Annotated in this window: 20 protein-coding genes; 15 read left to right on the forward strand and 5 right to left on the reverse strand. The window is 69.2% G+C overall.

The genetic code is table 11. The annotated features are described in order from the left end of the window. Window positions 1-51: 51 nt before the first annotated feature. From bioB to bioC, 5 genes are all read left to right on the forward strand, one after another. On the forward strand, window positions 52-1,086 hold the full coding sequence (gene bioB, locus NJD74_RS13485) for a biotin synthase BioB (protein ID WP_319624335.1): 1,035 nt from the start codon (window positions 52-54) through the stop codon (window positions 1,084-1,086). 62 nt (window positions 1,087-1,148) lie between these two features. Next, entirely contained in the window at window positions 1,149-2,360 is a 1,212-nt protein-coding gene (gene bioF / locus NJD74_RS13490) for an 8-amino-7-oxononanoate synthase (RefSeq protein WP_070472484.1), read from the forward strand. Between the two features lie 16 nt (window positions 2,361-2,376). Beyond that, window positions 2,377-3,138, forward strand: a complete 762-nt coding sequence (gene bioH / locus NJD74_RS13495; protein ID WP_319624336.1) for a pimeloyl-ACP methyl ester esterase BioH — start codon at window positions 2,377-2,379, stop codon at window positions 3,136-3,138. A 59-nt stretch (window positions 3,139-3,197) separates the two neighbouring features. Then, window positions 3,198-3,980 (forward strand): SDR family oxidoreductase, encoded by a 783-nt coding sequence (locus tag NJD74_RS13500; protein ID WP_070472490.1) that lies wholly within the window; start codon window positions 3,198-3,200, stop codon window positions 3,978-3,980. Window positions 3,981-4,017: 37 nt separating this feature from the next. Next, the gene (gene bioC / locus NJD74_RS13505) at window positions 4,018-4,902 is read left to right on the forward strand and encodes a malonyl-ACP O-methyltransferase BioC (RefSeq protein WP_070472493.1); all 885 of its coding nucleotides are present in this window, start codon (window positions 4,018-4,020) and stop codon (window positions 4,900-4,902) included. Window positions 4,903-5,022: 120 nt separating this feature from the next. Here bioC and NJD74_RS13510 read toward each other — a convergent pair whose 3' ends face one another. Then, window positions 5,023-5,634, reverse strand: a complete 612-nt coding sequence (locus NJD74_RS13510; protein ID WP_026070106.1) for a YdcF family protein — start codon at window positions 5,632-5,634, stop codon at window positions 5,023-5,025. Beyond that, complete coding sequence (locus NJD74_RS13515) at window positions 5,619-6,578, reverse strand: pyridoxal-phosphate dependent enzyme (protein ID WP_319624337.1); 960 nt, start codon at window positions 6,576-6,578, stop codon at window positions 5,619-5,621. Before NJD74_RS13515 ends, NJD74_RS13510 begins: the two co-directional genes overlap by 16 nt. A 147-nt stretch (window positions 6,579-6,725) precedes the next feature. Here NJD74_RS13515 and NJD74_RS13520 point away from each other — a divergent pair, with 147 nt between their 5' ends. From NJD74_RS13520 to NJD74_RS13560, 9 genes are all read left to right on the forward strand, one after another. After that, window positions 6,726-7,250, forward strand: coding sequence for a hypothetical protein (locus NJD74_RS13520; RefSeq protein WP_070426164.1), 525 nt, complete (start codon window positions 6,726-6,728; stop codon window positions 7,248-7,250). A gap of 490 nt (window positions 7,251-7,740) precedes the next feature. Beyond that, the gene (gene mnmG, locus NJD74_RS13525) at window positions 7,741-9,630 is read left to right on the forward strand and encodes a tRNA uridine-5-carboxymethylaminomethyl(34) synthesis enzyme MnmG (RefSeq protein WP_319624338.1); all 1,890 of its coding nucleotides are present in this window, start codon (window positions 7,741-7,743) and stop codon (window positions 9,628-9,630) included. A gap of 322 nt (window positions 9,631-9,952) precedes the next feature. Next, window positions 9,953-10,483 carry a gamma carbonic anhydrase family protein gene (locus tag NJD74_RS13530; RefSeq protein WP_019185423.1) on the forward strand — a complete coding sequence of 177 codons (531 nt, stop codon included), beginning with the start codon at window positions 9,953-9,955 and terminating at the stop codon, window positions 10,481-10,483. 153 nt (window positions 10,484-10,636) lie between these two features. Beyond that, entirely contained in the window at window positions 10,637-11,326 is a 690-nt protein-coding gene (locus NJD74_RS13535; RefSeq protein ID WP_019185424.1) for an RDD family protein, read from the forward strand. Beyond that, complete coding sequence (locus NJD74_RS13540) at window positions 11,323-12,315, forward strand: stage II sporulation protein M (RefSeq protein ID WP_070426168.1); 993 nt, start codon at window positions 11,323-11,325, stop codon at window positions 12,313-12,315. The genes NJD74_RS13535 and NJD74_RS13540 overlap by 4 nt, the downstream gene beginning before the upstream one ends. Beyond that, window positions 12,305-13,981 carry a DUF4129 domain-containing protein gene (locus tag NJD74_RS13545; RefSeq protein WP_319624339.1) on the forward strand — a complete coding sequence of 559 codons (1,677 nt, stop codon included), beginning with the start codon at window positions 12,305-12,307 and terminating at the stop codon, window positions 13,979-13,981. The genes NJD74_RS13540 and NJD74_RS13545 overlap by 11 nt, the downstream gene beginning before the upstream one ends. Next, window positions 13,978-15,156, forward strand: coding sequence for a DUF4350 domain-containing protein (locus NJD74_RS13550; protein WP_319624340.1), 1,179 nt, complete (start codon window positions 13,978-13,980; stop codon window positions 15,154-15,156). Before NJD74_RS13545 ends, NJD74_RS13550 begins: the two co-directional genes overlap by 4 nt. Continuing rightward, the gene (locus NJD74_RS13555) at window positions 15,153-16,160 is read left to right on the forward strand and encodes a MoxR family ATPase (protein WP_026070135.1); all 1,008 of its coding nucleotides are present in this window, start codon (window positions 15,153-15,155) and stop codon (window positions 16,158-16,160) included. Before NJD74_RS13550 ends, NJD74_RS13555 begins: the two co-directional genes overlap by 4 nt. A 31-nt stretch (window positions 16,161-16,191) precedes the next feature. Continuing rightward, complete coding sequence (locus NJD74_RS13560) at window positions 16,192-17,490, forward strand: DUF58 domain-containing protein (RefSeq protein ID WP_319624341.1); 1,299 nt, start codon at window positions 16,192-16,194, stop codon at window positions 17,488-17,490. A 24-nt stretch (window positions 17,491-17,514) separates the two neighbouring features. Here the strand turns inward: NJD74_RS13560 and NJD74_RS13565 are convergent, their stop codons facing one another. From NJD74_RS13565 to NJD74_RS13575, 3 genes are all read right to left on the reverse strand, one after another. After that, window positions 17,515-17,850 carry a hypothetical protein gene (locus NJD74_RS13565; RefSeq protein WP_319624342.1) on the reverse strand — a complete coding sequence of 112 codons (336 nt, stop codon included), beginning with the start codon at window positions 17,848-17,850 and terminating at the stop codon, window positions 17,515-17,517. A 326-nt stretch (window positions 17,851-18,176) separates the two neighbouring features. Further along, complete coding sequence (locus NJD74_RS13570; RefSeq protein ID WP_019185431.1) at window positions 18,177-19,355, reverse strand: glutathionylspermidine synthase family protein; 1,179 nt, start codon at window positions 19,353-19,355, stop codon at window positions 18,177-18,179. A gap of 3 nt (window positions 19,356-19,358) precedes the next feature. Then, window positions 19,359-19,922 carry a DUF1190 domain-containing protein gene (locus tag NJD74_RS13575; protein ID WP_319624343.1) on the reverse strand — a complete coding sequence of 188 codons (564 nt, stop codon included), beginning with the start codon at window positions 19,920-19,922 and terminating at the stop codon, window positions 19,359-19,361. 204 nt (window positions 19,923-20,126) lie between these two features. Between NJD74_RS13575 and ilvD the strand changes: the two genes are divergently transcribed. Beyond that, window positions 20,127-21,965 (forward strand): dihydroxy-acid dehydratase, encoded by a 1,839-nt coding sequence (gene ilvD / locus NJD74_RS13580; protein WP_319624344.1) that lies wholly within the window; start codon window positions 20,127-20,129, stop codon window positions 21,963-21,965. Window positions 21,966-21,996 lie beyond the last annotated feature (31 nt).

The raw sequence follows: 21,996 nt of genomic DNA on the forward strand, positions 1-21,996 counted from the left end.
AGCCTCACCAGACTGCCGCCCTTTCGTTCCACTATCTGTCAGGACACTCCCATGGCTTCTGTCATCCGCCACGACTGGCACCGCGAAGAGGTACTGGCCCTGTTCGCGCTGCCCTTCCCGGTCCTGCTGCATCGCGCGGCCAGCGTGCACCGCGAGCAGTTCGACCCGGCGGACGTCCAGATCTCGACCCTGCTCTCGGTCAAGACCGGCGGCTGCCCGGAAGACTGCGCGTACTGCCCGCAGGCGCAGCGCTACAGCACCGGCGTGGACGCACAGAAGCTGATGGCCACCGACGAGGTGGTCGCCAAGGCGCGCCAGGCCAAGGCGGCTGGCGCCTCGCGGTTCTGCATGGGCGCGGCGTGGCGCTCGCCCAAGGACCGCGACATCCCCAAGGTGGCGGCAATGATCCGCGAGGTGAAGGCACTCGGCCTGGAGACCTGCGCCACGCTGGGCATGCTCAGCGGCGAGCAGGCCACCGCGCTGCGTGAGGCCGGGCTGGACTACTACAACCACAACCTGGACACCGCACCGGACTATTACGATTCGATCATCCACACCCGCCAGTACCAGGACCGCCTGGACACGCTGGGCCACGTGCGCGACGCCGGCTTGAAGACCTGCTGCGGCGGCATCGTGGGCATGGGCGAAACCCGCGAGCACCGCGTCGGGCTGCTGCTGGCGCTGGCCAACCTGCCGGCCCACCCCGATTCGGTGCCGATCAACCGGCTGGTGCAGGTCGCCGGCACGCCCCTGCACGGCACCGCGGAACTGGACCCGTTCGAGTTCGTGCGGATGATCGCAGTGGCCCGCATCGTCATGCCACGTTCGATGGTGCGGCTCTCGGCCGGGCGCGAGGCGATGAGCGATGAGCTGCAGGCGCTGTGCTTCCTGGCCGGGGCCAATTCCATCTTCCATGGCGAAAAGCTGCTGACCACCGGCAACCCGGACACCGCGCACGACCTGGCCCTGTTCACGCGGCTGGGCCTGCGCCCGATGGCGGTCACGGTGGATGCCACCGGGCACGACCACCCGGGTACGGTCCATGCCGACATCACTGCCGGCGGCCCCTGCGGGCGCGCGGCCTGAGCCCCGAGCAGCGGGCCCGGCAACCGGGTACGCTAACAGCCCACCCGGACCCCCTGACGACCATGGCCCGTCCTGACCTGCACGACCGCATCCAGGCCCAGCGCAAGCTCCGCGACGCGCAGGGGCGCCTGCGGGTGCGCCGCGTGGTGAGCCGGCGCGATGGCGTGCAGCTGGAAGTGGACGGTCAATGGCTGACCAACTTCTGCAGCAATGACTACCTGGGTCTGTCGCAGCAGTTCGGCGTGGTCAGCGCATTGCAGGATGCCGCCGCACGCGAAGGCGCCGGCGCGACCGCCTCGCACCTGATCTGCGGCCACCACGCGCTGCATGACGCGCTCGAACGGGAGATGGCCGACTGGCTCGGCTATCCGCGGGCCCTGCTGTTCGGCAGTGGTTTCGCCGCCAATCTCGCCGTGCAACAGGCACTGCTCAGCGAGGAGGACGATGTCTGCGTGCAGGACCGGCTCAACCACGCCAGCCTGCTTGATGCCTCGCGCCTGGCCGGTTGCCGCCTGCGCCGCTACCCGCATCTGGATACCGAAGGCGCACTGCGCCAGCTCAAGCACGCGCCCAGCGGCGCGGCGATGCTGGCCACCGACGGCGTCTTCAGCATGGACGGCGACATCGCGCCGCTGCGGTCGTTGTCGCTGGTGGCGCGCATGCAGGAAGCGCTGCTGTACGTCGATGACGCGCATGGCATCGGCGTGGTCGGTGAACACGGCCGCGGCTGCGTGGCCGAGGCCGGCCTGGGCGTCAACGATGTGCCGCTGCAGCTGGCGACACTCGGCAAGGCACTGGGCGGCAGTGGTGCGGTCGTGCTCGGCGATGAGGCGATGATCCAGCACCTGGCCGAAACGGCACGCCCCTACATCTACACCACCGCCGTGCCGCCGGCCCAGGCCGCCGCCGCGTTGGCCGCGGTGAAGCTGGCGCGCCGCGATGACTGGCGCCGCGAGAAGCTCACCGAACTGATCGGCCTTTTCCGCACCGGCGCCCGCCAGCACGGTCTGGAACTGATGCCATCCGAGACCCCGATCCAACCCCTGCTGTGCGGCGCCGAGTCCACCGTGATGGCGATGTCGGCCGCGCTGGAAGCAGCCGGTTTCCTGGTGAGCGCGATCCGCCCGCCGACCGTCCCCGAGGGCAAGGCGCGCCTGCGCGTGACCTTGTCCGCGCTGCATGCGCCGGCGCAGGTCCACGCGCTGGTCGATGCGATCGCACACGCACGCGACACCGCGGTCCAGCAGCACGCACTGAATGCCCTGACCGCGTGATGCCGCAGCGTTGAGCATGCATATCGAGGTCATCGGCCAGGGCCCGGCACTGGTCCTCATCCACGGCTGGGCGCTGCGTGGCGGTGTGTTCGCGCCGCTGGTGGAGCGCCTGTCCGCGCACGTCCAGCTGCACCTGGTGGATCTGCCCGGCCACGGCGCCAGCCGTGACGACACCACGCCGCTGCGCCTGCCCTACGTGGTCAATGCCATCGCCGCCGCCACGCCACCGGCGGTCTGGTGCGGCTGGTCGCTCGGTGGCCTGTTCGCCCTGCATGCCGCCGCGACGCTGCCGCAGGTACGCGGCCTGGCGATGATCGCGGCCACGCCGCGTTTCGTGCGCGGCGATGACTGGCCGCACGCGGTGGAGCCGGCGGTGTTCGAGCAGTTCGGCCAGGATCTCGCGCAGGACTACCGCGGCACGCTGGAGCGCTTCCTGGCGCTGGATGCGATGGGCTCGGAGCACGCGCGGCAGGAACTGCGCACGCTGCGCGAAATGCTGGTCGCCCGCGGTGAACCGGCCCCGCGCGCATTGCAGGAAGGCCTGCGCCTGCTGGAGAACACCGACCTGCGCGGCGCCCTGGCCACCTTGGGCAAACCGAGCCTGTGGCTGGCCGGCCAGCGCGACCGCCTGGTCTCGGCGCGGGCCATGCAGGCCGCCGCGGCACGGGTGCCGGGCGCGCAGGCCCACGTGGTCGCCCAGGGCGGGCACGCGCCGTTCCTGGGCCATACCGACGAGGTCGCCACGCAGCTGCAACACTTCGTTGCCGCACTGTCTTGACCTGTTCCGGCCACGCATCGCCGATCATGTACGCCTGCCTCTCCCCACAGGACTGACCCATGGATCTTGGAATCGCCGGCCGCTGGGCCCTGGTCTGCGCCGCCAGCAAAGGCCTCGGGCTGGGCTGCGCGCGCGCACTGGCACGCGAAGGCGTCAACGTGGTCATCGCCGCGCGCGGTGAAGCGGCCCTGGACCGCGCCGTGCTCGAACTGCAGGCCCTGCCGGGTGCGCGCCGGGTGATCGGGGTTGTCGCCGACATCGCCACCACCCAAGGCCGCGACGCTGCGTTGGCCGCCTGTCCGCAGGTCGACATCCTGGTCAACAACGCGGGGGGCCCGCCGGCAGGCGATTTCCGCCAGTTCAGCCGCGAAGACTGGATCGCCGCGCTGGATGCCAACATGCTGGCCCCGATCGAGCTGATCCGCGCCACCGTGGACGGCATGATCGAGCGCGGCTTCGGCCGCGTGGTCAACATCACCTCCTCGTCGGTGAAGGCCCCGATCGACATCCTCGGGCTCTCCAACGGCGCACGCTCCGGACTGACCGGGTTCGTGGCCGGACTGGCCCGCAAGACCGTCGCGCACAATGTCACCCTCAACAATCTGCTGCCGGGCCAGTTCGATACCGACCGCCTGCGCGGCAACTTCGCCTACCTGGCGCAGCAGCAGGGCATCGACGCCGGCCAGCTGGCCGAACGCAAACGCACCCACATTCCCGCGGGCCGTTTCGGCACCGCTGACGAGTTCGGCGCCGCCTGCGCCTTCCTGTGCAGCGCGCAGGCCGGCTACATCACCGGGCAGAACCTGCTGATTGATGGCGGCGCCTACCCGGGCACCTTCTGATTCCACCCGCACCACCGTTTTGAGCCGTGAGTACCCCATGACGTCCAGCTTCGATCCGCATCACGTCCGCCGCGCCTTCTCGCGCGCCGCCCGCAGTTACGACGCCGCCGCCGCGCTGCAGCGCGAGGTGGAGAAGCGCCTGCTCGAATCGCTGGACTACCTGGAAAACCGCCAGCCCCAGGTGGTGCTCGATGTCGGCAGCGGCACCGGCCACGCCAGCGCGCTGATGAAGAAGCGCTGGCCCAAGGCGCAGGTGATCGCGCTGGACCTGGCCCAGCCGATGCTGCGCGAAGCAAAGAAGCAGGCCGGCTGGTGGAAGCCGTTCTCGCGCGTGTGCGGCGACGCGCAGGCATTGCCGGTGCTGGACCAGAGCGTGGATGTGATCTTCAGCAACCTGTGCCTGCAGTGGGTCGAGGATCTTCCGGCGGTGTTCGCCGGGTTCCGTCGTGCGCTCAAGCCGGGCGGCCTGCTGCTGGTCTCCACGTTCGGGCCGGAGACGCTGATCGAACTGCGCGATGCGTTCGCCGCCGCCGACGAGGTGCCGCATGTCAGTCGTTTCGCCCCGATCGCGCAGTTCGGCGATGCGCTGATGATGTCCGGCTTCCGCGACCCGGTGCTGGACCGCGACCTGTTCACCCTGACCTACGACGACCTGACCGCGCTGATGCGCGAGCTGCAGGCGATCGGCGCCACCAACGCGCGCCAGGACCGCCGCCACACACTGACCGGGCGCGGGCGTTTCGATGCCGCGCGTGCCGCCTACGAGCCGCTGCGACGCGAGGACGGCAAGCTGCCCAGCAGCTGGGAAGTGATCTACGCACACGCCTGGGCACCGGAAGGTGGCGCACCGATCCGCGAGCGCGGGCACGATGTCGCCACGGTGCCGGTGTCGGCGATTCCGATCCGCCGCAGAACGCCCTGAGCCGATCGCGCTGATCGAGGTGATCGCGCCGGCCGCGGTGATCACGGTGATCCCGTAGAGCCGACCGTTGGTCGGCTGGCCGCACGGCGGCCCGGCGGGCCAGCCGACCAACGGTCGGCGCTACGACGGGAACAGGTCGCGGTGGAAGAAATAGATTTCCTGCGCCAGGAACCGCCAGCTGGTGTGGAAGCTGCGGAAGCGCGTGCTCGGCGTGGACGAGGCCAGCGCATCGATGCCCAGTTCGCGGCACAGGCGCAGCGCGCGCGCCATGTGCAGCGGGTCGCTGACGATGATCACGCGGTGCAGCTTGCGCTGCTCCATCAAGCGCCGCGCCTCGATCAGGTTCTGCCGCGTGGTGCGTGAGGCGGTCTCGATCAGGATCGCGTCATCGGGCACGCCCTGCTTGAGCGCGTAGCGACGTGCCACCTGCGACTCGGAAAAACGCGCGCCGGTGCCGCCATAGCCACCGGTGAAGATCAGCAGCGGCGCATAGCCCTGCTGGTAGAGATCCAGCCCGTGGCGGATGCGCTCTTCGAACACCGGCGAAGGCTTGGCGTCATAGGCTGCCGCGCCGAGCACGATGATCGCGTCGGCCTTCTGCGCCTGGTCGCGCTCGCCGATCCAGACGATCCACGCCGTGACCCCGAGCAGCCACACGGCCAGCACGATGCACAGCCGCCACAGCCACCCGAACACGCCCACTCCGGTGCGTCGGCTCATACCGCGCCCCACGGCAGCGCATCCAGATCCACATTGCCCCCGGAAAGCACCACGCCCACCCGTTTGCCGGCAAAGCGTGCCGGTTCGGCGAGGATCGCCGCCAGGGCGATCGCCGAGGACGGTTCCACCACCTGCTTGAGCACCTGCCAGATCAGCCGCATCGCAGCGACGGTCGCCTCATCGGCGACGGTGATGACCTCGGCCGCGCCCTGCAGCAGCGCGAAGTTGGGCGCGCCGAGCGTCCCGCGCAGGCCATCGCAGACGGTGTGGGGGGTGAAATCGATGCGGCGCTCGCCAGCGGCCAGCGAGCGCGCGGTATCGTCCGCGCCCAGCGGCTCGGCCAGGACCAGCTCGGCCAGCGGGGCGCCGGCCTGCAGTGCCAGCCGCGTGCCCGCGGCCAGGCCACCGCCGCCCACCGGCACCACCATCATCTCCAGCCCTTCGCTGGCATGCAGCAGTTCCAGCGCGGCCGTACCCTGGCCGGCAATGACGCACGGGTCGGTATAGGGATGGACCAGGATCGCCCCGGTTTCGGCCTGGACCTGGGCGCACATGGCTTCGCGCGCGGCGATCGAGGCATCGCAGCGCCACAACGTGGCCCCGTGGCGGCCGATGTTGGCCAGTTTCGCCGCCACCGCGCCCTCGGGCACGACCACGTGACAGGCAATCCCACGGGTACGTGCGGCCAGCGCCAGGGCGGCGCCATGGTTGCCCGAGGAGTGGGTGACCACCCCGCGCCGGGCCTGCGCCTCGGTCAGCGCCCACACGGCATTGCAGGCACCGCGGAACTTGAAGGCGCCGCTGCGCTGTAGGTGTTCGGCCTTGAAGACCACAGTGGCGCCGGTCAGCGCATCCAGGGTGCGCGAGCGCAACACCGGGGTCACGCAGGCGTGCGCGGCAATGCGCGCCGCCGCCGCCAGCACGTCGTCAACACAGGGCAAGGGTGAATCGCTCATGACGCAAGATTAACGTATGCCCCCTTCCCACATCCGACTTGATGAACGTGTCAGCATGGCAACCATTCATTCGGATCGGGCCGAGTTAAGGGCTGATTCAATGCCTTGGGCCGAAGCTGGCCCTACAGCCCGTTGGGGGGACCCATCATGAAAATGCGCCTTGTTCTTGCCGGTGGCCTGTTGTTGGCCCTGTCCGGCTGCGCGACGTACGACTATGTCGGCGGTGGCGGCGGCAGCGGCTACTACCACGGCGCACCGTCGGTCGAGTATCGCTACCCGGCCGGATACCCCTATGGGTACGGCAGCGGCTACTACGGTGGCGGGTATTACGGCTATGGCGGTGGCTACGGCTATCCGGTGTATCGCCCGTATCCGAACTATCGCCCGCCGCACAATCACCGCCCACCGCCGCGCCCCGGCCATGGCAACGGCAACGGCAACCCGACCCGTCCGCCGGATCGCCCGCGGCCGAACAACGGCGGCTCGCCGTGGCGGAACATGGATTCGCTCGGTGGGCCGCGCCGGCCGCCGCAGCAGCAACGGCAGCAACAGCAGCGTCCGTCGCCGCCGCAGGCACGCCCGGCCCAGGCGCCGCGTCCGTCTTCGCCGAGGATGAACGGTTCCCCGTGGCGGAATCTCAACAATGCGAACCAACGCACAGTTGAGCCCTGAGATGGCTTGATTTTCACGCGCCCGGCAGTTCACTCTAGCCGGGCGGTGACAGCCACGGTCACAAAGTGCCAAAAGCGACAAGTGGCGTCACATTCGGCTCTATGTCGATATCCGCCAGGAACATCTGGATCCCCCCTGTTCCGGCCCTGTCGGATGTCGGCACCTTAAACGCAGAAGGCCCCGCTACTGGCGGGGCCTTCTGTATTTGGGCGGCGCGTTCGCGCTGGAACCGGCAAAAAACAGGGCCGACAGTCCCCCGACTGCCGGCCCCTCTGCTTCCCCACGATGCGCTTGGACCGGCCCCTGTTCCAATTCCGGTCCGTTGCGCACAAGGCGCATGCCATCCTGGGTGCTATTGGGTTATCTGCAGAAAACGTGCCAACTTGAGGGTGGATTTCATGGCCCCCGACGAATGGCGCTAAAATCGCCACCCGCGCCCTGCCTCCAGGGCTGATCCGGGCCGCCCGGCCCCGTCCCGAGCTCCTCCGCCATGACTGACTCCTTCTACCGCTACGACGTGATCGTCATCGGCGGCGGCCACGCCGGCACCGAAGCCGCGCTGGCGGCCGCACGCAGCGGTGCGCGCACCCTGCTGCTGACCCACAACGTCGAAACCATCGGTGCGATGAGCTGCAACCCGGCCATCGGCGGCATCGGCAAGGGCCACCTGGTCAAGGAGATCGACGCCCTGGGCGGCGCAATGGCGCATGCCGCCGACCGCGCCGGCATCCAGTGGCGCACGCTCAATGCCTCCAAGGGCCCGGCCGTGCGCGCCACGCGCTGCCAGGCCGACCGCAACCTCTACCGCATGGCGATCCGCCAGATCGTCGAGGCCCAGCCCAACCTGACCGTGTTCCAGGCGGCGGTCGATGACCTGGTCATCGAGGGCGATGCCGTGCGTGGCGCGATCACCCAGACCGGCCTGCGCTTCAGCGCGACCGCCGTGGTGCTGACCGCCGGCACCTTCCTGGCCGGCAAGATCCACGTCGGTGAGACCCAGTACGCGGCCGGCCGCATGGGCGACCCGCCGGCGACCACGCTGGCCGCGCGCCTGCGCGAGCGCCCGTTCGTGATCGACCGCCTGAAGACCGGCACGCCGCCGCGCATCGATGGCCGCTCGCTGGATTACCGCCTGATGGAAGAACAGCCCGGCGACGACCCGCGCCCGGTGATGTCCTTCCTGGGCAGCGTGAACGAGCATCCGGCGCAGGTCAGCTGCTGGATCACCCACACCAGCGAGCGCACCCACGAGATCATCCGCAACGCGCTGCACCGCTCGCCGCTGTACAGCGGCCAGATCGAAGGCATCGGCCCGCGCTACTGCCCCTCCATCGAGGACAAGGTGGTGCGCTTCGCCGAAAAAGCCAGCCACCAGATCTTCGTCGAGCCCGAGGGGCTGGACGTGGTCGAGATCTATCCCAACGGCATCTCCACCTCGCTGCCATTCGATGTGCAGCTGGCGCTGGTGCGCAGCATGCGTGGCTTCGAGAACGCGCACATCACCCGCCCCGGCTATGCGATCGAATACGACTTCTTTGATCCGCGCGGGCTGAAGAACACGCTGGAGACCAAGACCGTCAGCGGCCTGTTCTTCGCCGGCCAGATCAACGGCACCACCGGCTATGAAGAAGCCGCCGCGCAGGGTCTGCTGGCCGGCCTCAACGCCGCCCGCTTCACCCGTGACGACGCCGGCTGGTGCCCGCGCCGCGACGAGGCCTATCTGGGCGTACTGGTCGACGACCTGATCACCCACGGCACCAATGAGCCGTACCGCATGTTCACCAGCCGCGCCGAGTACCGCCTGCAGCTGCGCGAGGACAATGCCGACGTGCGCCTGACCGGCCTCGGCCGCGAACTGGGGCTGGTCGATGACCGCCGCTGGAGCGCATTCCAGACCAAACAGGACGCGGTGGCGCAGGAGACCGCGCGGCTGCGCGCCCTGTGGGCCACGCCGGGCAATGCACTCGGCCGCGAGGTGGAAGCCACGCTGGGAGTGGCGGTCAGCCGCGAAACCAACGTGCTGGACCTGATCAAGCGCCCGGAACTGGACTACGCCAAGCTGATGCAGGTGCCGTCGCTCGGCCCCGCCGTGGCCGACGCCAAGGTGGCCGAACAGGTCGAGATCGGCGTGAAGTACGCCGGCTACCTCGACCGCCAGCGCGACGAGATCGAACGCCAGCAGCGGCATGAAAACACCGCCATCGCCGCCGATTTCGATTACGCCAGCGTGCGCGGTCTCTCGGCCGAAGTGCAGCAGAAGCTCGAGCGCGTGCGGCCGCAGACCATCGGCCAGGCCCAGCGCATCCCCGGCATGACCCCGGCGGCAATCTCGCTGCTGCTGGTCCATCTGGAACGCGCGCGCCGCATCCGCGCCGCGTAACGCGGCATGCCCCCGGTAGAGCCGACCGTTGGTCGGTTGCACGACAACCCCCGGTAGAGCCGACCGTTGGTCGGCTGCACGACAACCCCGGGTAGAGCCGACCGTTGGTCGGCTGCACAGCCGCCGCCCGGGGATTCCGGGCAGCCGACCAACGGTCGGCTCTACCGTCGATGGCGTGCGGTCGCGCCGTTGTGCAGTTGTGCAGTTGTGCAGTCGATGGTCTGCGCGCCAGCGGCGGTTGGCGGGCACACCCGCGTTATCATCGGGGGCCGGGACAACGCGGCAGGCGGCGTCCCAGTCCCTGCGTTGCCGGAGTTCATGCATGTCCCCGATCCGCCCCTTCCTCGACAAGCTGCCGGTGCTCGGCGAACGCGTCTACATCGATCCGGCCTGCACCATCATCGGCGATGTGGTGCTGGGCGATGACGTCTCGGTCTGGCCGGGGACGGTGATCCGCGGGGATGTGAACCACGTGCGGATCGGTGCGCGCAGCAACATCCAGGACGGCACCATCATCCACGTCAGCCACCACAGCCCCTTCAACAAGGGCGGCTACCCCACCATCATCGGCGAGGGCGTCACGGTCGGCCACGGCACCATCATCCATGCCTGCACGATCGGCGATTACTGTCTGATCGGCATGGGCGCCTGCATCCTCGATGGTGCGCAGGTGAACACGCACGGGTTCCTGGGCGCCGGCGCGGTGCTCGGCCCGGGCAAGGTGGTCGGCGAGGGCGAGCTGTGGCTGGGCAACCCCGCACGGCTGGCGCGCACGCTCAGCGACAAAGAGATCGAATCGCTGCATTACTCGGCCGATCACTACGTGCGCCTGAAGGACCAGTACCGGGGGTGATGGTGGCCGCGCCGCTGGGCATCGGGATCGGTGCGCGGTAAAGTCCTCAGCCGACCAGGAAGCAGTCGAGACCCGCATGCCCCCGCTGGCAGCCCGGAGAGGAATCCGGCATCCCCTGTGGCCTTCCCTACGGCCCACCGTGACGCGCCGCCCATGAGCGCGCCCATGCTGGATACCTACCGGGAGGTCATCACCCCCGAAGGCGTGCCCCTGCACCTGCCCGTCGCTGGTCCGTTGCCGCGTGCGCTGGCGTGGGCGATCGACTTCGTGATCCGGGTCGGCGCACTGATGATGCTGAGTATTCCGCTGGCCTTCCTCGGCGGGTTCGGCCAAGGGCTCTACCTCGGCCTGATGTTCCTGCTGATGTGGGCCTACACGATCGTCCAGGAGGCGTGCTGGGGCCGCACCCTGGGCAAGCGCGCGATGGGCCTGCGCGTGGTCGCGCGCGATGGTGGGCCGATCGGCTGGATGAGCGCGATCACCCGCAACCTGCTGCGCACCGTGGACATGCTGCCGTTCGGCTATGCGCTGGGGCTGCTGTCGAGCCTGTTCGATGCGCATGGCCGCCGCCTCGGCGATCTGGTCGCCGGCACCGTGGTGATCCATCAGGGCGCCGCGCCGCTGGGCGGCACGGTGCCGGTCGGCAGTGTGCTGGTACCACCGCAACCGCTGCAGCCGGCCGAACAGGCCGCTGTGGTCGCTTTCGCCGAGCGTGCGCCGCGGCTGTCGGCGCCACGCCAGCAGGAACTGGCCGATATCGCCGCGCCGCTCACCGGAAGCCACGGCCAGGTCGGCGTGCTGCGCCTGTATGCGATGGCCAACTGGCTGTTGGGGCGGCGATGAGGCAGGAACAGTTCGTCGCCCGCTACCAGGCCGAATGGCAGGCGCTGGAGCACTGGCTGGCCCAGCGCGGTGAGCACCCGCGGCAGGCGCGCCGGCAGCCAGCACACGAGGGCCTGGACGATGGCGACTTCCCGCAGCGTTACCGCCGCCTGTGCCAGCAGCTCGCGCTGGCGCGCCGGCGCGGTTACAGCCCGCAGCTGGTGGCGCGGCTGCAGCAGCTGATGCAGCAGGGCCATACCCTGCTGTACCGCACCCCGCGCCCGCAGTGGCAGCGCGCACTCGCCTTCCTGTTCGCCGATTTCCCGCAGCTGGTGCGCAGCCAGGCCCGCAGCATGTGGGTCGCTGCGGCGTTGTTCGTGGTGCCGCTGGTGGGCAGTTTCGCGCTGATCCTGTGGCGCCCCGAGCTGATCCACCTGCTGCTGGACAACGCGCGCATCGCCGAGTTCGAGCGCATGTACGATCCGGCCTCGCCGAACCTGGGCCGCGACAGCGGCACCAACTGGACGATGTTCGGCTACTACATCATGAACAACATCAGCATCGGCCTGCGCACGTTCGCCTTCGGGCTGATCGCCGGTGTCGGCACCGTGTTCGTGATGCTGTTCAACGGCGTCGGCATCGGATCGGTGGCCGGGCATCTGCAGCATATCGGCCACGGCGATCCGTTCTGGCGCTTCGTGGCCGGCCATGGTGCATTCGAGCTGACCGCGATCGTGATCGCCGGCGGCGCTGGGCTGCAGCTGGGCATGAAACTGCTTGCGCCCGGTCGCCGGCGGCGCATCGATGCGCTGGTCGAGGGCGGTGTGATCGGGGCCAAGCTGTGCGTGGGCGTTGCCGCGATGCTGCTGGTGGCCGCCTTCATCGAAGCGTTCTGGTCCTCGATCGCCGCGATCCCGGCGTGGGGCAAATACAGCGTGGCCGCGGTGCTGTGGACCGCGGTGTTCGTGTGGTTGTGGCGTGGCGGGCGCGGAGCGGCCGATGCAGATTGATCGGCTCAACATCGTGCTGCGCGCGCGCTCGGGCTGGGAGGCCATGGAGCTGGGGATGGCCCTGGTGCGACGGCACGCCGCGGCGATCTGGGCGCCGTGGGTGAGCGTGTCGCTGCCGGTGTTCGTGCTGCTCAACGCGCTGGCCTGGTGGACGGACAGCTTCGGCTGGGCCTGGTTGGCGATGTGGTGGCTCAAGCCATTGTTCGAACGCATCGCGTTGTACGTGATCTCGCGCGGGGTGTTCGGCGATGCCTCGACGACCACGCAGACACTGCGCGCGCAGCGCACGTGGGGCTGGCAGGGCTTCTGGGGCTACCTCGGCTGGCGGCGCCTGAGCCCGCTGCGCCCGGTGCTGCTGCCGGTGAATCTGCTCGAGGGCACGGACGCTGCGCATCGCCGCCAGCGTCGGCGTGCGATCGCCGGCGGCGCGGTCGGTCACGCGCTGCTGCTGACGCTGGTGTGCATGGTCTTCGAGATCGTGCTGGTGGTCGGCGGCATCGCGGCGGTGTTCCTGTTCATCCCGGTGGACCTGTTGTCCGAGTCCTGGCGCGCGGCGTGGGAGCTGGCCAAGCAGGACATGCCGGCGTGGATGCAGCTGGGCGTGAACCTGCTGTTCTGGGCCGCTGCGACGTTGATCGGTCCGTTCTACGTCGGCGCCGGCTTCGGCCTGTACCTGGACCGGCGCACGCAGATGGAAGCGTGGGATCTGGAGATCGCCTTCCGCCGCCTGCACGCCCGGCTGCAGCAGGCCGCGCCGCTGCTGGTGCTGGCCCTGGTGCTGATCTGGCCGAGCGCGGCGCTGCACGCCCAGCAGACATCCAACAGCAAGGGGGCGGTGGCTGCACCGGCTGCCGCGCCGTCGCTGGAGGACGGTCTGGCGCCCGCGGCCGACGCGGGGTCCGATGCGCCTGAGGATGAAGACGCCGAAGACGAGGCGCCGGACGCTCCCACCCGGACGTTCGACAACGATCCGGACAACACTGTGGTCGGCGTCTTCGGCAACGAGGCGGTGGACACCGCCGGCTTCCGTCAGGCGGTGCAGCGCGCGTATGAAGACCCGCTGCAGAGCCCGACCCGCGAGGTCACCGAGTGGAAGCGCACGGACGGCGAGGCGGCCGAAGCCGAGAAGGCAAAACGCGAGGCCGCCGCCAAGGCATCCCGGCAACGCGGTAACAAGGGCCCATTGCTGCCGGCACAGATCGCCGAGTGGGCGCTGTGGGCCGTGGTCGGCGTCCTGGTGGTGCTGCTGCTGATCACCGCGCCGCGCTGGCTGCCGTGGCTGCGTGGCTCCGGCCAGCGCCGCCGGGCCAAGGCTGTGGCAGTCGTGGAAGAGCCGATCCGGGTACCCGACGTGGCACCGCCCGATCCCGCCGCGCGTGCGCGTGCACTGTGGCAGGAGGGCCGCCCACGGCAGGCGCTGGCGCTGCTGTATCGGGCCAGCGTGGAGTCCATGAGCGAGCGCGCGCAGATCAGCCTGCCGCCGGGCGCCACCGAAGCGCAGTGCCTGCGGGCCTCGCGACGGATGCCGGTCGAGGCCGACCGCCGCCTGTTCGAACGCATCGTGCGGGTCTGGCAGTACGCTGCGTATGCCGGCCGGCTGCCGGCCGATGATGATTTCGAAGCGCTGGCCACCACCCTGCAGCGCCAGTTCGGGTGGCGCGCATGAGCACCCGTCTGCGCTGGCTGCTGGTCGGCCTTGTACTGCTGGTGATCGGGGTGCCGCTGGCGATCCTGTTCCTGCGCACGCACGAGCGGGTGACCCAGCTCGAGCACCTGCCGCCGCAGGGTGAAGCCAGCTACAACCCGTTGTATGTGCTCGGTCAGGCACTGCGCGCGGACGGGCTTACCGCGCAGTCGCAACCGCGCCTGGACCTGGCCCGGATGCCGTTGCAACCGGGCGACACGCTGGTGCTGCTGCAGGACAGCGCGGAAGTGCCCACGCCTGCCGCCACCGCGCTGATGGCCTGGGTGGCGCGTGGCGGCCATCTGATCGTGCGCACGCCACCGGTGGGCAAGGAGACCGCGCGCAATGGTCCGCTGCTGGACGCGCTCGGCGTGGACAGCGAGGACTACGGAAACGACTGCCAGCCGTTCCACGTTCGCGATGATCCGCAGCACGTCGAGTTCTGCAACGGGCGCCGCTTCGCGGTCCAACCGCCCAAGGGCGTGGCGGTCGAGCGCCAGTGGGGCGACACGGGCGATCTGGTGTTCGCCCGCCTGCGCCACGGCCAGGGCCGCATCGATGTGCTGGCGGACATGGCCTTCATGGACGGCAAGGGCCGGCCCAATCCGACCGTTGCGCAGAACGCTGCCAACGCCGCCATCGACGGCCTGCACGACAAGGCCCATCGCGACCTGACCCGCTACGTGCTCTCACCCAACTACGGCAAGGGCACGATGTGGCTGGTCTACGCCTCGCGCCCGCCGTCGTTGTGGAACCGCGTGTTCTACCACGGCTGGCCGGTGTGGGCGCCGTTGCTGCTGGCCCTGCTCGGCTGGCTCTGGCAGCGCGCGCAGCGCCTGGGCAGCGAACTGCCTTCGCCGCCGGCCGAACGCCGTTCCCTGCTCGAACACATCCGCGCCAGCGGCGAACACCTGCTGCGCTTCGGCAAAGCGCCGCTGCTGTACGACGCGGTCCGGCGCGCGTTCCTGGCCCGCCTGCGGCGGCGTTCGCCGAGTGCGGCCGCGCTGACCGGCGAGGCCCGGGTGCAGGCCGTCGCCACCTTGCTGCAGTGGTCGCACGAGCGCGTGCAGACCGCGTTGACCCCACCCGCTTCCCACGACGTCGCCGGCCTGCGCGACCGCATCCGCCTGCTGATCCAGATGAGAAACCTGCTATGACCGAGCCGACGCTTCCGCCGCCGCTGTCCCCTCCTGCCGTGACGCCTTCACCGTCGCCGTTGTCCGAGCGCGTCGATGCCGTGCGCGAGGCCGTGGGCCGTGCCTTCATCGGCCAGCCCGAGGTACTCGACCAGATCCTGATCGCGCTGCTGGCCGGCGGCCATGTGCTGATCGAAGGCGTCCCCGGGCTGGGCAAGACCCTGCTGGTGCGCGCCCTCGCCCAGGCCCTGGAGCTGGACTACGGCCGCGTGCAGTTCACCCCGGACCTGATGCCCAGCGATGTCAGCGGCCATGCGGTGTACGACCCGAAGACGGAGAGCTTCAAGATCCGCCGCGGCCCGGTGTTCACCAACCTGCTGCTCGCCGATGAGATCAACCGGGCGCCGGCCAAGACCCAGTCGGCCCTGCTGGAAGTGATGCAGGAAGGCCAGGTCACCATCGAAGGCAAGGCGTTCGCGCTGACCCCGCCGTTCTTGACCCTCGCCACCCAGAACCCGGTCGAGCAGGAAGGCACCTACCCGCTGCCGGAAGCGCAGCTGGACCGCTTCCTGCTCAAGGTGCTGATCGACTACCCGGCGCTGGAAGACGAGAAACGCATGGTCGATGCGATCACCACCGGCCGCAGCGCGGCCGACTTCGATCTCTCGCAGGTGCCGCGCGTACTGAGCGGGGCCGAGGTGGTCGCGCTGCAGCAGGCGACCGCGGCGATCACGGTCGATCCGGAAGTGATCGACTACGCGGTGCGGATCGTCGCCGCCACGCGGCAGTGGCCGGGCATCGCGCTCGGTGCCGGCCCGCGCGGCAGCATCGCGCTGGTGCGTGCGGCGCGTGCGCAGGCGGTGCTGTCCGGCCGTGATTTCGTCACCCCCGATGACGTGCGCGACATCGCCAGGCCGGCGCTGCGCCACCGCATCGCCTTGGCACCGGAACTGCAGATCGAAGGACAAAGCGCCGACGATGCCTTGACCGCGCTGCTGGCCAAGGTGGACGCACCGCGCAAATGAGGGGGCGCGTTTTCCATCGCGGGCAGGCGGCATGAGGCCGGGCCTACTGCTGCTGGCGCTGCTGGCCGGCTGGGGCCTGCTCGGCGTGCCGGTGGTACTCGGTGCCTGGCCGCACGCAGTCTGGTGGGCGATCGGTGGCGGCGTGGCGCTGATTGCGCTGGTGGACCTGCTGCGCCTGCGTGCCCAGCCCTCGCCCAGCGTGCATCGCGAACTGCCCGAGTCGCTGGCGTTGAACGTCGAGCGTGAGGCCACGCTGCGTCTGGAGTCGAGCCGCCACCAGCGTGTGGAGGTGTTTGATCTGGTTCCCGGTGGGTGGAGCCTGCAGGGTCTGCCGCGCAGGCTGGCCCTCAAGCCGATGGTGACCAGCAGCGTGGCGTACCGGCTGACCCCGACCGCGCGTGGCCGTTTCGTCTTCGAGGGCGTGCACCTGCGCATGCACAGCGCGTGGCGGCTGTGGCATCAACGGCGGCAGCTGTCGCCTTCGCTGGCGGTGCGCGTGTACCCGAACTTCGCCCCGCTGACGCGCTTCGCCTTGTTCAGTGCCGAACAGGCCTCGCGCCTGGTCGGTGCGCACCTCAAGCGCCGCCGCGGCGAAGGCACCGACTTCCACCAGATGCGCGAGTACCGCGTCGGCGACAGCCTGCGCCAGATCGACTGGAAGGCCACCGCACGTGCGCGCAAGCTGGTGTCGCGTGAGTACCAGGACGAGAAGAACCAGCAGCTGGTGCTGATGATCGACACCGGCCGGCGCATGATGGCCAGCGAAGGCGGCCTGTCGCACTTCGATCATGTGCTCAACGCGGCGCTGGTGGTGTCCTACCTTGCGCTGCGCCAGGGCGACGGCGTGGGCCTGTTTGCGGCCGGGGGCGACAGCCGCTGGGTCGCGCCCAGACGCGGCATGGGCACCATCGATACCCTGCTGCGCGCCAGCTACGATCTGCAGGCGCAGCCGGTGGCCACCGATTACCTCGCCGCTGCCACCGAGTTGTCGCTGCGTCAGCGCCGGCGCTCGCTGGTGATGCTGGTCACCAACGTGCGTGACGAGGACATCGAAGACCTGCTCGCCGCAGTGCGCCTGCTGCAACGCCAGCACCTGGTGTGCGTGGCCAGCCTGCGCGAACGCGCGCTGGATGATGCGCTGTCCCAGCCGGTGGAAACCCTGCAGGACGCTGCCCAGGCCGGCGCGATCGCCCGTTACCTGCAGCAGCGCAGCGATGCGCATGATGCGCTGCGCAGCCATCGGGTGATGGTGCTCGATGTCACCGCCGAGGCTCTGCCCGGCGCGCTGGTGGAGCGTTACCTGGCGGTCAAGCGCGACGGGTTGTTGTAACGCGTACCGACCAACGGTCGGTACCTAGCGGATGGCGTTGGCCTTGGCGATCAGACGAGCGGTGGCCTTCTGCAGCAGCACGCGGTTGCGTGCCAGTTTCATCCACTGCGGCAGGCGCGAGAACATTGACCCATTGGCGATACCGGTGCTCTCGCGCAGCGACGCAGTAGCGTAGTCGTGCAGTGCCTGGAGGTGAGCCGTGTTGTAGGCCCACAGCACGCCGGCGGCCGTTTTCTCAACCAACAGCAGCGACATGCCGAAATGCGGGTCAACTGCTTCGGTGCCGCGGACCTGCACTACGCTGACGGCCACATCGCTGCTGCGACCACATTGGGCGCAGTTCGCCGCAAGGGATTTCATGGGCGGCGAGGCCACTTTGCGTGTCGCTGCGGCACTGACCCACTGATGACCACAGTAGCCACAGGGACGCCGGCCGCTGTAACGCACCGGCCCCACCCAGTCGCCAGGCCCGCAGCGGCTGCAACCGCAGCCACCGTCCAGCGCAACGCTGCAGTTCAGGCACCGAAAGCTGGCGGCTTTCTCCTGTTTGATCACCCATCCAGGCGATTGGCAGCGGTGGCAGCGTACCGCTACCCGATCCGCGTACCGCCACAGACCATGCCCATCATCCAGATGCCGGCCGGCCAACGGGCGGCCGCGCAGCTCGCGACGGTACATCATGGCCATCAGACGTAGATGCGCGTCGGCGCTTCGTCGATGATCGCGTGCGGTACGAAGCGGGCGCTGTCGCGGGTAATCCGGCTGTTGTCTTCGCGGATGCCCATGCCACAGGCCTGATCGCCCACCACCCAGCTGCCGATCAGCGGATACCCGCCATCGAACGCGGTAAGCGGATGCGCGGCCTGGCGGATTGCCGGGCCGGTATACGGGCCTTCGCTTTCCTGCCAGCTGCCATCGGCCAGGTGCATGGCCACGTTGGCGCCCTCGCGCGAGAACAGCGGCTTGCGCACCCAGCCACGCGGCAGCTCGCTGCCATCGTCGAACTCGGCGGCGAGCAGGTTCGGGTGGCCCCGGTGGCGCTGCCATAGCAGCGGCAGCACGCCCTTGTTGCTGAGGATCGCCTTCCAGGCCGGTTCCAGCAGCTGCACGCCCGAGGCAGGCAACGCCTGGCCGAACGACTCGGTCATCAGGTCTTCCAGCGGGTACAGCTTGAACAGGCTGCCGATCACGGTGTCGTCGAGCGCGGTGAAGCGCCCGTCTTCGGACAGGCCGATATCTTCGATCGCGATCGCTTCGCCGCGCAGGCCGGCCTGGGCGGCACAGTCGCGCAGATAGGCGACCGTGCCCTGGTCTTCTTCCGACGCACCCACCGCGCTGAAATACAGCGGCGGCGGCAGCTGCGCGGCCAGTTCACCGAACCGTTCGACCAGTGCTTCATGGATCGCGTTGAACTGGTCGGCGTGCGGCGGCAACCGGTTCTGGTTGCGCTGGTCCTCCAGCCATTGCCACTGGAAGAACGAGGCTTCGAACAGCGAGGTGGGCGTGTCGTAATTGAGCTCGTACAGCTTGGCCGGGCCGCTGCCGTCGTAGGCGAAATCCAGCCGCCCGTACAGGTGCGGCTCGCGGCGGCGCCAGCTGTCGGCGATCCAGTCGCGGAACTGCGGCGGGATCGCCAGCTGGTCCATCAGCTGCTGGCTGCCCACCACCTCGTCCACCAGGTCCATCGCCATGGCATGCAGCTCGGCGCTGGGATCTTCGATGTCCTGCTCGATCTGACGCAGGGTGAAGGCGTAATACGCGGTTTCATCCCAGTACGGCAGGCCATCGATGGTGTGGAAACGGAACCCCGACTCTTCGGCCCGGGCGCGCCACTGGCTGCGCTCGGCGATACGCACGCGCTGCATCGATCAGCCGCCGACGCTGCTGCGGTTGCTGCTGGTGTTGCCGAAGCCACCGCGGCTGGCGGTGACCGCCCGGTTCGGGGTGGCGGTGACCGGGGCCAGGCCGGCCTTGCCGGCGCCGATGCCGCTGGCGGTGTTCATCCCACCGGTGGACGGGCCCGGACGGGCCCAGCCCTTGGCCTTGTCCTGGTAAGCCGGCGCCGCGGCCGGCTGCTGGGCCAGACCCGCGCCTCCGCGGTTGCTGAGCATCTGCGACATGAAGAAGCCCATCATCATCGGGCCGATGAACGAGTGGCCGGTGGAGGTCTTCTGTTCCACGCACTGCTCGGCGTTGTACTCGGCCTCACAGGCTTCGCGCGTGGCGTACTTGGGGGCGGCATCGGCCGACTGCTTCTGCGCTTCGGCAAAGGCATTGCGGCAGCTGGACGGATCGCCGGTGGCTTCGGTACAGGCCTGCACCGAGGTGTAGAGCCCTTCCTGCACCTGCACGGCCTCGTTCTTCTGGCAGGCGGTGAACAGCAGCGGCGCGGCGCTCATCAGCAGCAGCGCAGTGGTCCTGGAACGTTTCATGGCGTCATGCCCCCTAGTACGGTTATCTCCCCAATCATGCCTGATCGGGGCGAACAACCAAAACCGGCAAAGTCGCCCAGCTGAACGCGGTTTCAGGTTTTGCCCGGAAAACACCGGTGGCAACGGTTGCAAACGCAACCGGAATTTTTCGGCAGAATCGAGGCGAAACGCGCCCCCACGGCCCGCCAGATCCTGCCAGCCACCATGCCTGAATACCGCTCCCGCACCTCCACCGCCGGCCGCAACATGGCTGGCGCACGCGCCCTGTGGCGCGCCACCGGGATGACCGATGGCGACTTCCACAAGCCGATCATCGCCGTCGCCAACTCGTTCACCCAGTTCGTGCCCGGCCACGTGCACCTCAAGGACCTGGGCCAGCTCGTGGCGCGCGAGATCGAGCAGGTCGGCGGCGTGGCGAAGGAATTCAACACCATCGCGGTGGATGACGGCATCGCCATGGGCCACGACGGCATGCTGTATTCGCTGCCCAGCCGCGAGATCATCGCCGACTCGGTGGAGTACATGGCCAACGCACACTGCGCCGATGCGCTGGTGTGCATCTCCAACTGCGACAAGATCACCCCCGGCATGCTGATGGCCGCGCTGCGCCTGAACATCCCGGTGGTGTTCGTCTCCGGCGGGCCGATGGAAGCGGGCAAGACGCGCCTGTCCGAGCACAAGCTGGACCTGGTCGATGCCATGGTGATCGCCGCCGATGAAAGCGCCAGCGATGAGAAGGTCGCCGAATACGAGCGCAGCGCCTGCCCCACCTGCGGCTCGTGCTCGGGCATGTTCACCGCAAACTCGATGAACTGCCTGACCGAGGCACTGGGCCTGTCGCTGCCGGGCAACGGCTCCACCCTGGCCACGCACGCCGACCGCGAGCAGCTGTTCCGCCGTGCCGGCCGCCTGATCGTGGAACTGTGCCACCGCTGGTATGGCGGCGAAGAGATCGGTGCGCTGCCCCGCGGCATCGCCACCCGCCAGGCGTTCGAGAACGCGATGACGCTGGATATCGCGATGGGCGGCTCGACCAACACCATCCTGCACCTGTTGGCGGCGGCGCAGGAGGCGGAAGTGGACTTCGACCTGCATGCCATCGACGCGCTCTCGCGCCGTGTGCCGCAGCTGTGCAAGGTCGCCCCGAACACGCCGAAGTACCACATGGAGGACGTGCATCGCGCCGGCGGCGTGTTCGGCATCCTCGGTGAACTTGCGCGTGGCGGCCTGCTGCACACCGACGTGCCGACCGTGCACAGCCGCACCCTGGCCGAGGCGATCGCACGCTGGGATGTCGCGGTGAGCACCGATGAGAAGGTGCACGATTTCTTCCGCGCCGGGCCGGCAGGCATCCCGACCCAGATCGCGTTCAGCCAGGCCACGCGCTGGCCGACGCTGGACGTGGACCGCGCCGAAGGCTGCATACGCGATGTCGCCCATGCGTACTCCGCAGAAGGTGGACTGGCCGTGCTGCGTGGCAACCTGGCCGTTGATGGCTGCGTGGTGAAGACCGCCGGCGTGGATGAATCCATCCATGTGTTCGAAGGCAACGCGCGGGTGTTCGAGAGCCAGGACGCCGCCGTGGCCGGCATCCTCGCCGATGACGTGGTGGCCGGCGACGTGGTGGTGATCCGCTATGAAGGCCCGCGCGGTGGCCCGGGCATGCAGGAGATGCTGTACCCGACCAGTTATCTGAAATCCAAGGGGTTGGGCAAGCACTGCGCCCTGCTCACCGACGGCCGTTTCTCCGGCGGCACCTCGGGCCTGTCGATCGGGCATGCCTCGCCGGAAGCGGCCTCGGGCGGCACCATTGGCCTGGTGCGCAACGGCGACCGCATCCGCATCGACATTCCCGCACGGCGCATCGATCTGCTGTTGGATGACGCCACGCTGGCCGCACGCCGCGCCGAGCAGGATGCACTGGGCTGGAAGCCGCGCGAGGTGCGCCCGCGCAAGGTCACCGGCGCGCTGAAGGCCTACGCGTTGCTGGCCACCAGTGCCGACAAGGGTGCGGTGCGGGACTTGGCGAAGCTGGAAGACTGACGCGCCAGCGCGACCTCCCGGCTTGACCTGA

Origin of the sequence: Stenotrophomonas sp. RG-453, from assembly GCF_033843685.1 — a bacterium.
In the GTDB taxonomy this organism is placed as follows: domain Bacteria; phylum Pseudomonadota; class Gammaproteobacteria; order Xanthomonadales; family Xanthomonadaceae; genus Stenotrophomonas; species Stenotrophomonas bentonitica_A.

Coding starts and splice junctions, on each gene's coding strand:
- NJD74_RS13555 (WP_026070135.1), top strand. CDS start 15,153: ATGACCGAGCCGACGCTTCCGCCGCCGCTGTCCCCTCCTGCCGTGACG.
- NJD74_RS13535 (WP_019185424.1), top strand. CDS start 10,637: ATGAGCGCGCCCATGCTGGATACCTACCGGGAGGTCATCACCCCCGAA.
- NJD74_RS13550 (WP_319624340.1), top strand. CDS start 13,978: ATGAGCACCCGTCTGCGCTGGCTGCTGGTCGGCCTTGTACTGCTGGTG.
- NJD74_RS13515 (WP_319624337.1), bottom strand. CDS start 6,578: ATGAGCGATTCACCCTTGCCCTGTGTTGACGACGTGCTGGCGGCGGCG.
- bioF (WP_070472484.1), top strand. CDS start 1,149: ATGGCCCGTCCTGACCTGCACGACCGCATCCAGGCCCAGCGCAAGCTC.
- bioB (WP_319624335.1), top strand. CDS start 52: ATGGCTTCTGTCATCCGCCACGACTGGCACCGCGAAGAGGTACTGGCC.
- bioH (WP_319624336.1), top strand. CDS start 2,377: ATGCATATCGAGGTCATCGGCCAGGGCCCGGCACTGGTCCTCATCCAC.
- NJD74_RS13540 (WP_070426168.1), top strand. CDS start 11,323: ATGAGGCAGGAACAGTTCGTCGCCCGCTACCAGGCCGAATGGCAGGCG.
- NJD74_RS13575 (WP_319624343.1), bottom strand. CDS start 19,922: ATGAAACGTTCCAGGACCACTGCGCTGCTGCTGATGAGCGCCGCGCCG.
- NJD74_RS13565 (WP_319624342.1), bottom strand. CDS start 17,850: ATGAAATCCCTTGCGGCGAACTGCGCCCAATGTGGTCGCAGCAGCGAT.
- ilvD (WP_319624344.1), top strand. CDS start 20,127: ATGCCTGAATACCGCTCCCGCACCTCCACCGCCGGCCGCAACATGGCT.
- NJD74_RS13500 (WP_070472490.1), top strand. CDS start 3,198: ATGGATCTTGGAATCGCCGGCCGCTGGGCCCTGGTCTGCGCCGCCAGC.
- mnmG (WP_319624338.1), top strand. CDS start 7,741: ATGACTGACTCCTTCTACCGCTACGACGTGATCGTCATCGGCGGCGGC.
- NJD74_RS13530 (WP_019185423.1), top strand. CDS start 9,953: ATGTCCCCGATCCGCCCCTTCCTCGACAAGCTGCCGGTGCTCGGCGAA.
- NJD74_RS13570 (WP_019185431.1), bottom strand. CDS start 19,355: ATGCAGCGCGTGCGTATCGCCGAGCGCAGCCAGTGGCGCGCCCGGGCC.
- NJD74_RS13520 (WP_070426164.1), top strand. CDS start 6,726: ATGAAAATGCGCCTTGTTCTTGCCGGTGGCCTGTTGTTGGCCCTGTCC.
- bioC (WP_070472493.1), top strand. CDS start 4,018: ATGACGTCCAGCTTCGATCCGCATCACGTCCGCCGCGCCTTCTCGCGC.
- NJD74_RS13545 (WP_319624339.1), top strand. CDS start 12,305: ATGCAGATTGATCGGCTCAACATCGTGCTGCGCGCGCGCTCGGGCTGG.
- NJD74_RS13560 (WP_319624341.1), top strand. CDS start 16,192: ATGAGGCCGGGCCTACTGCTGCTGGCGCTGCTGGCCGGCTGGGGCCTG.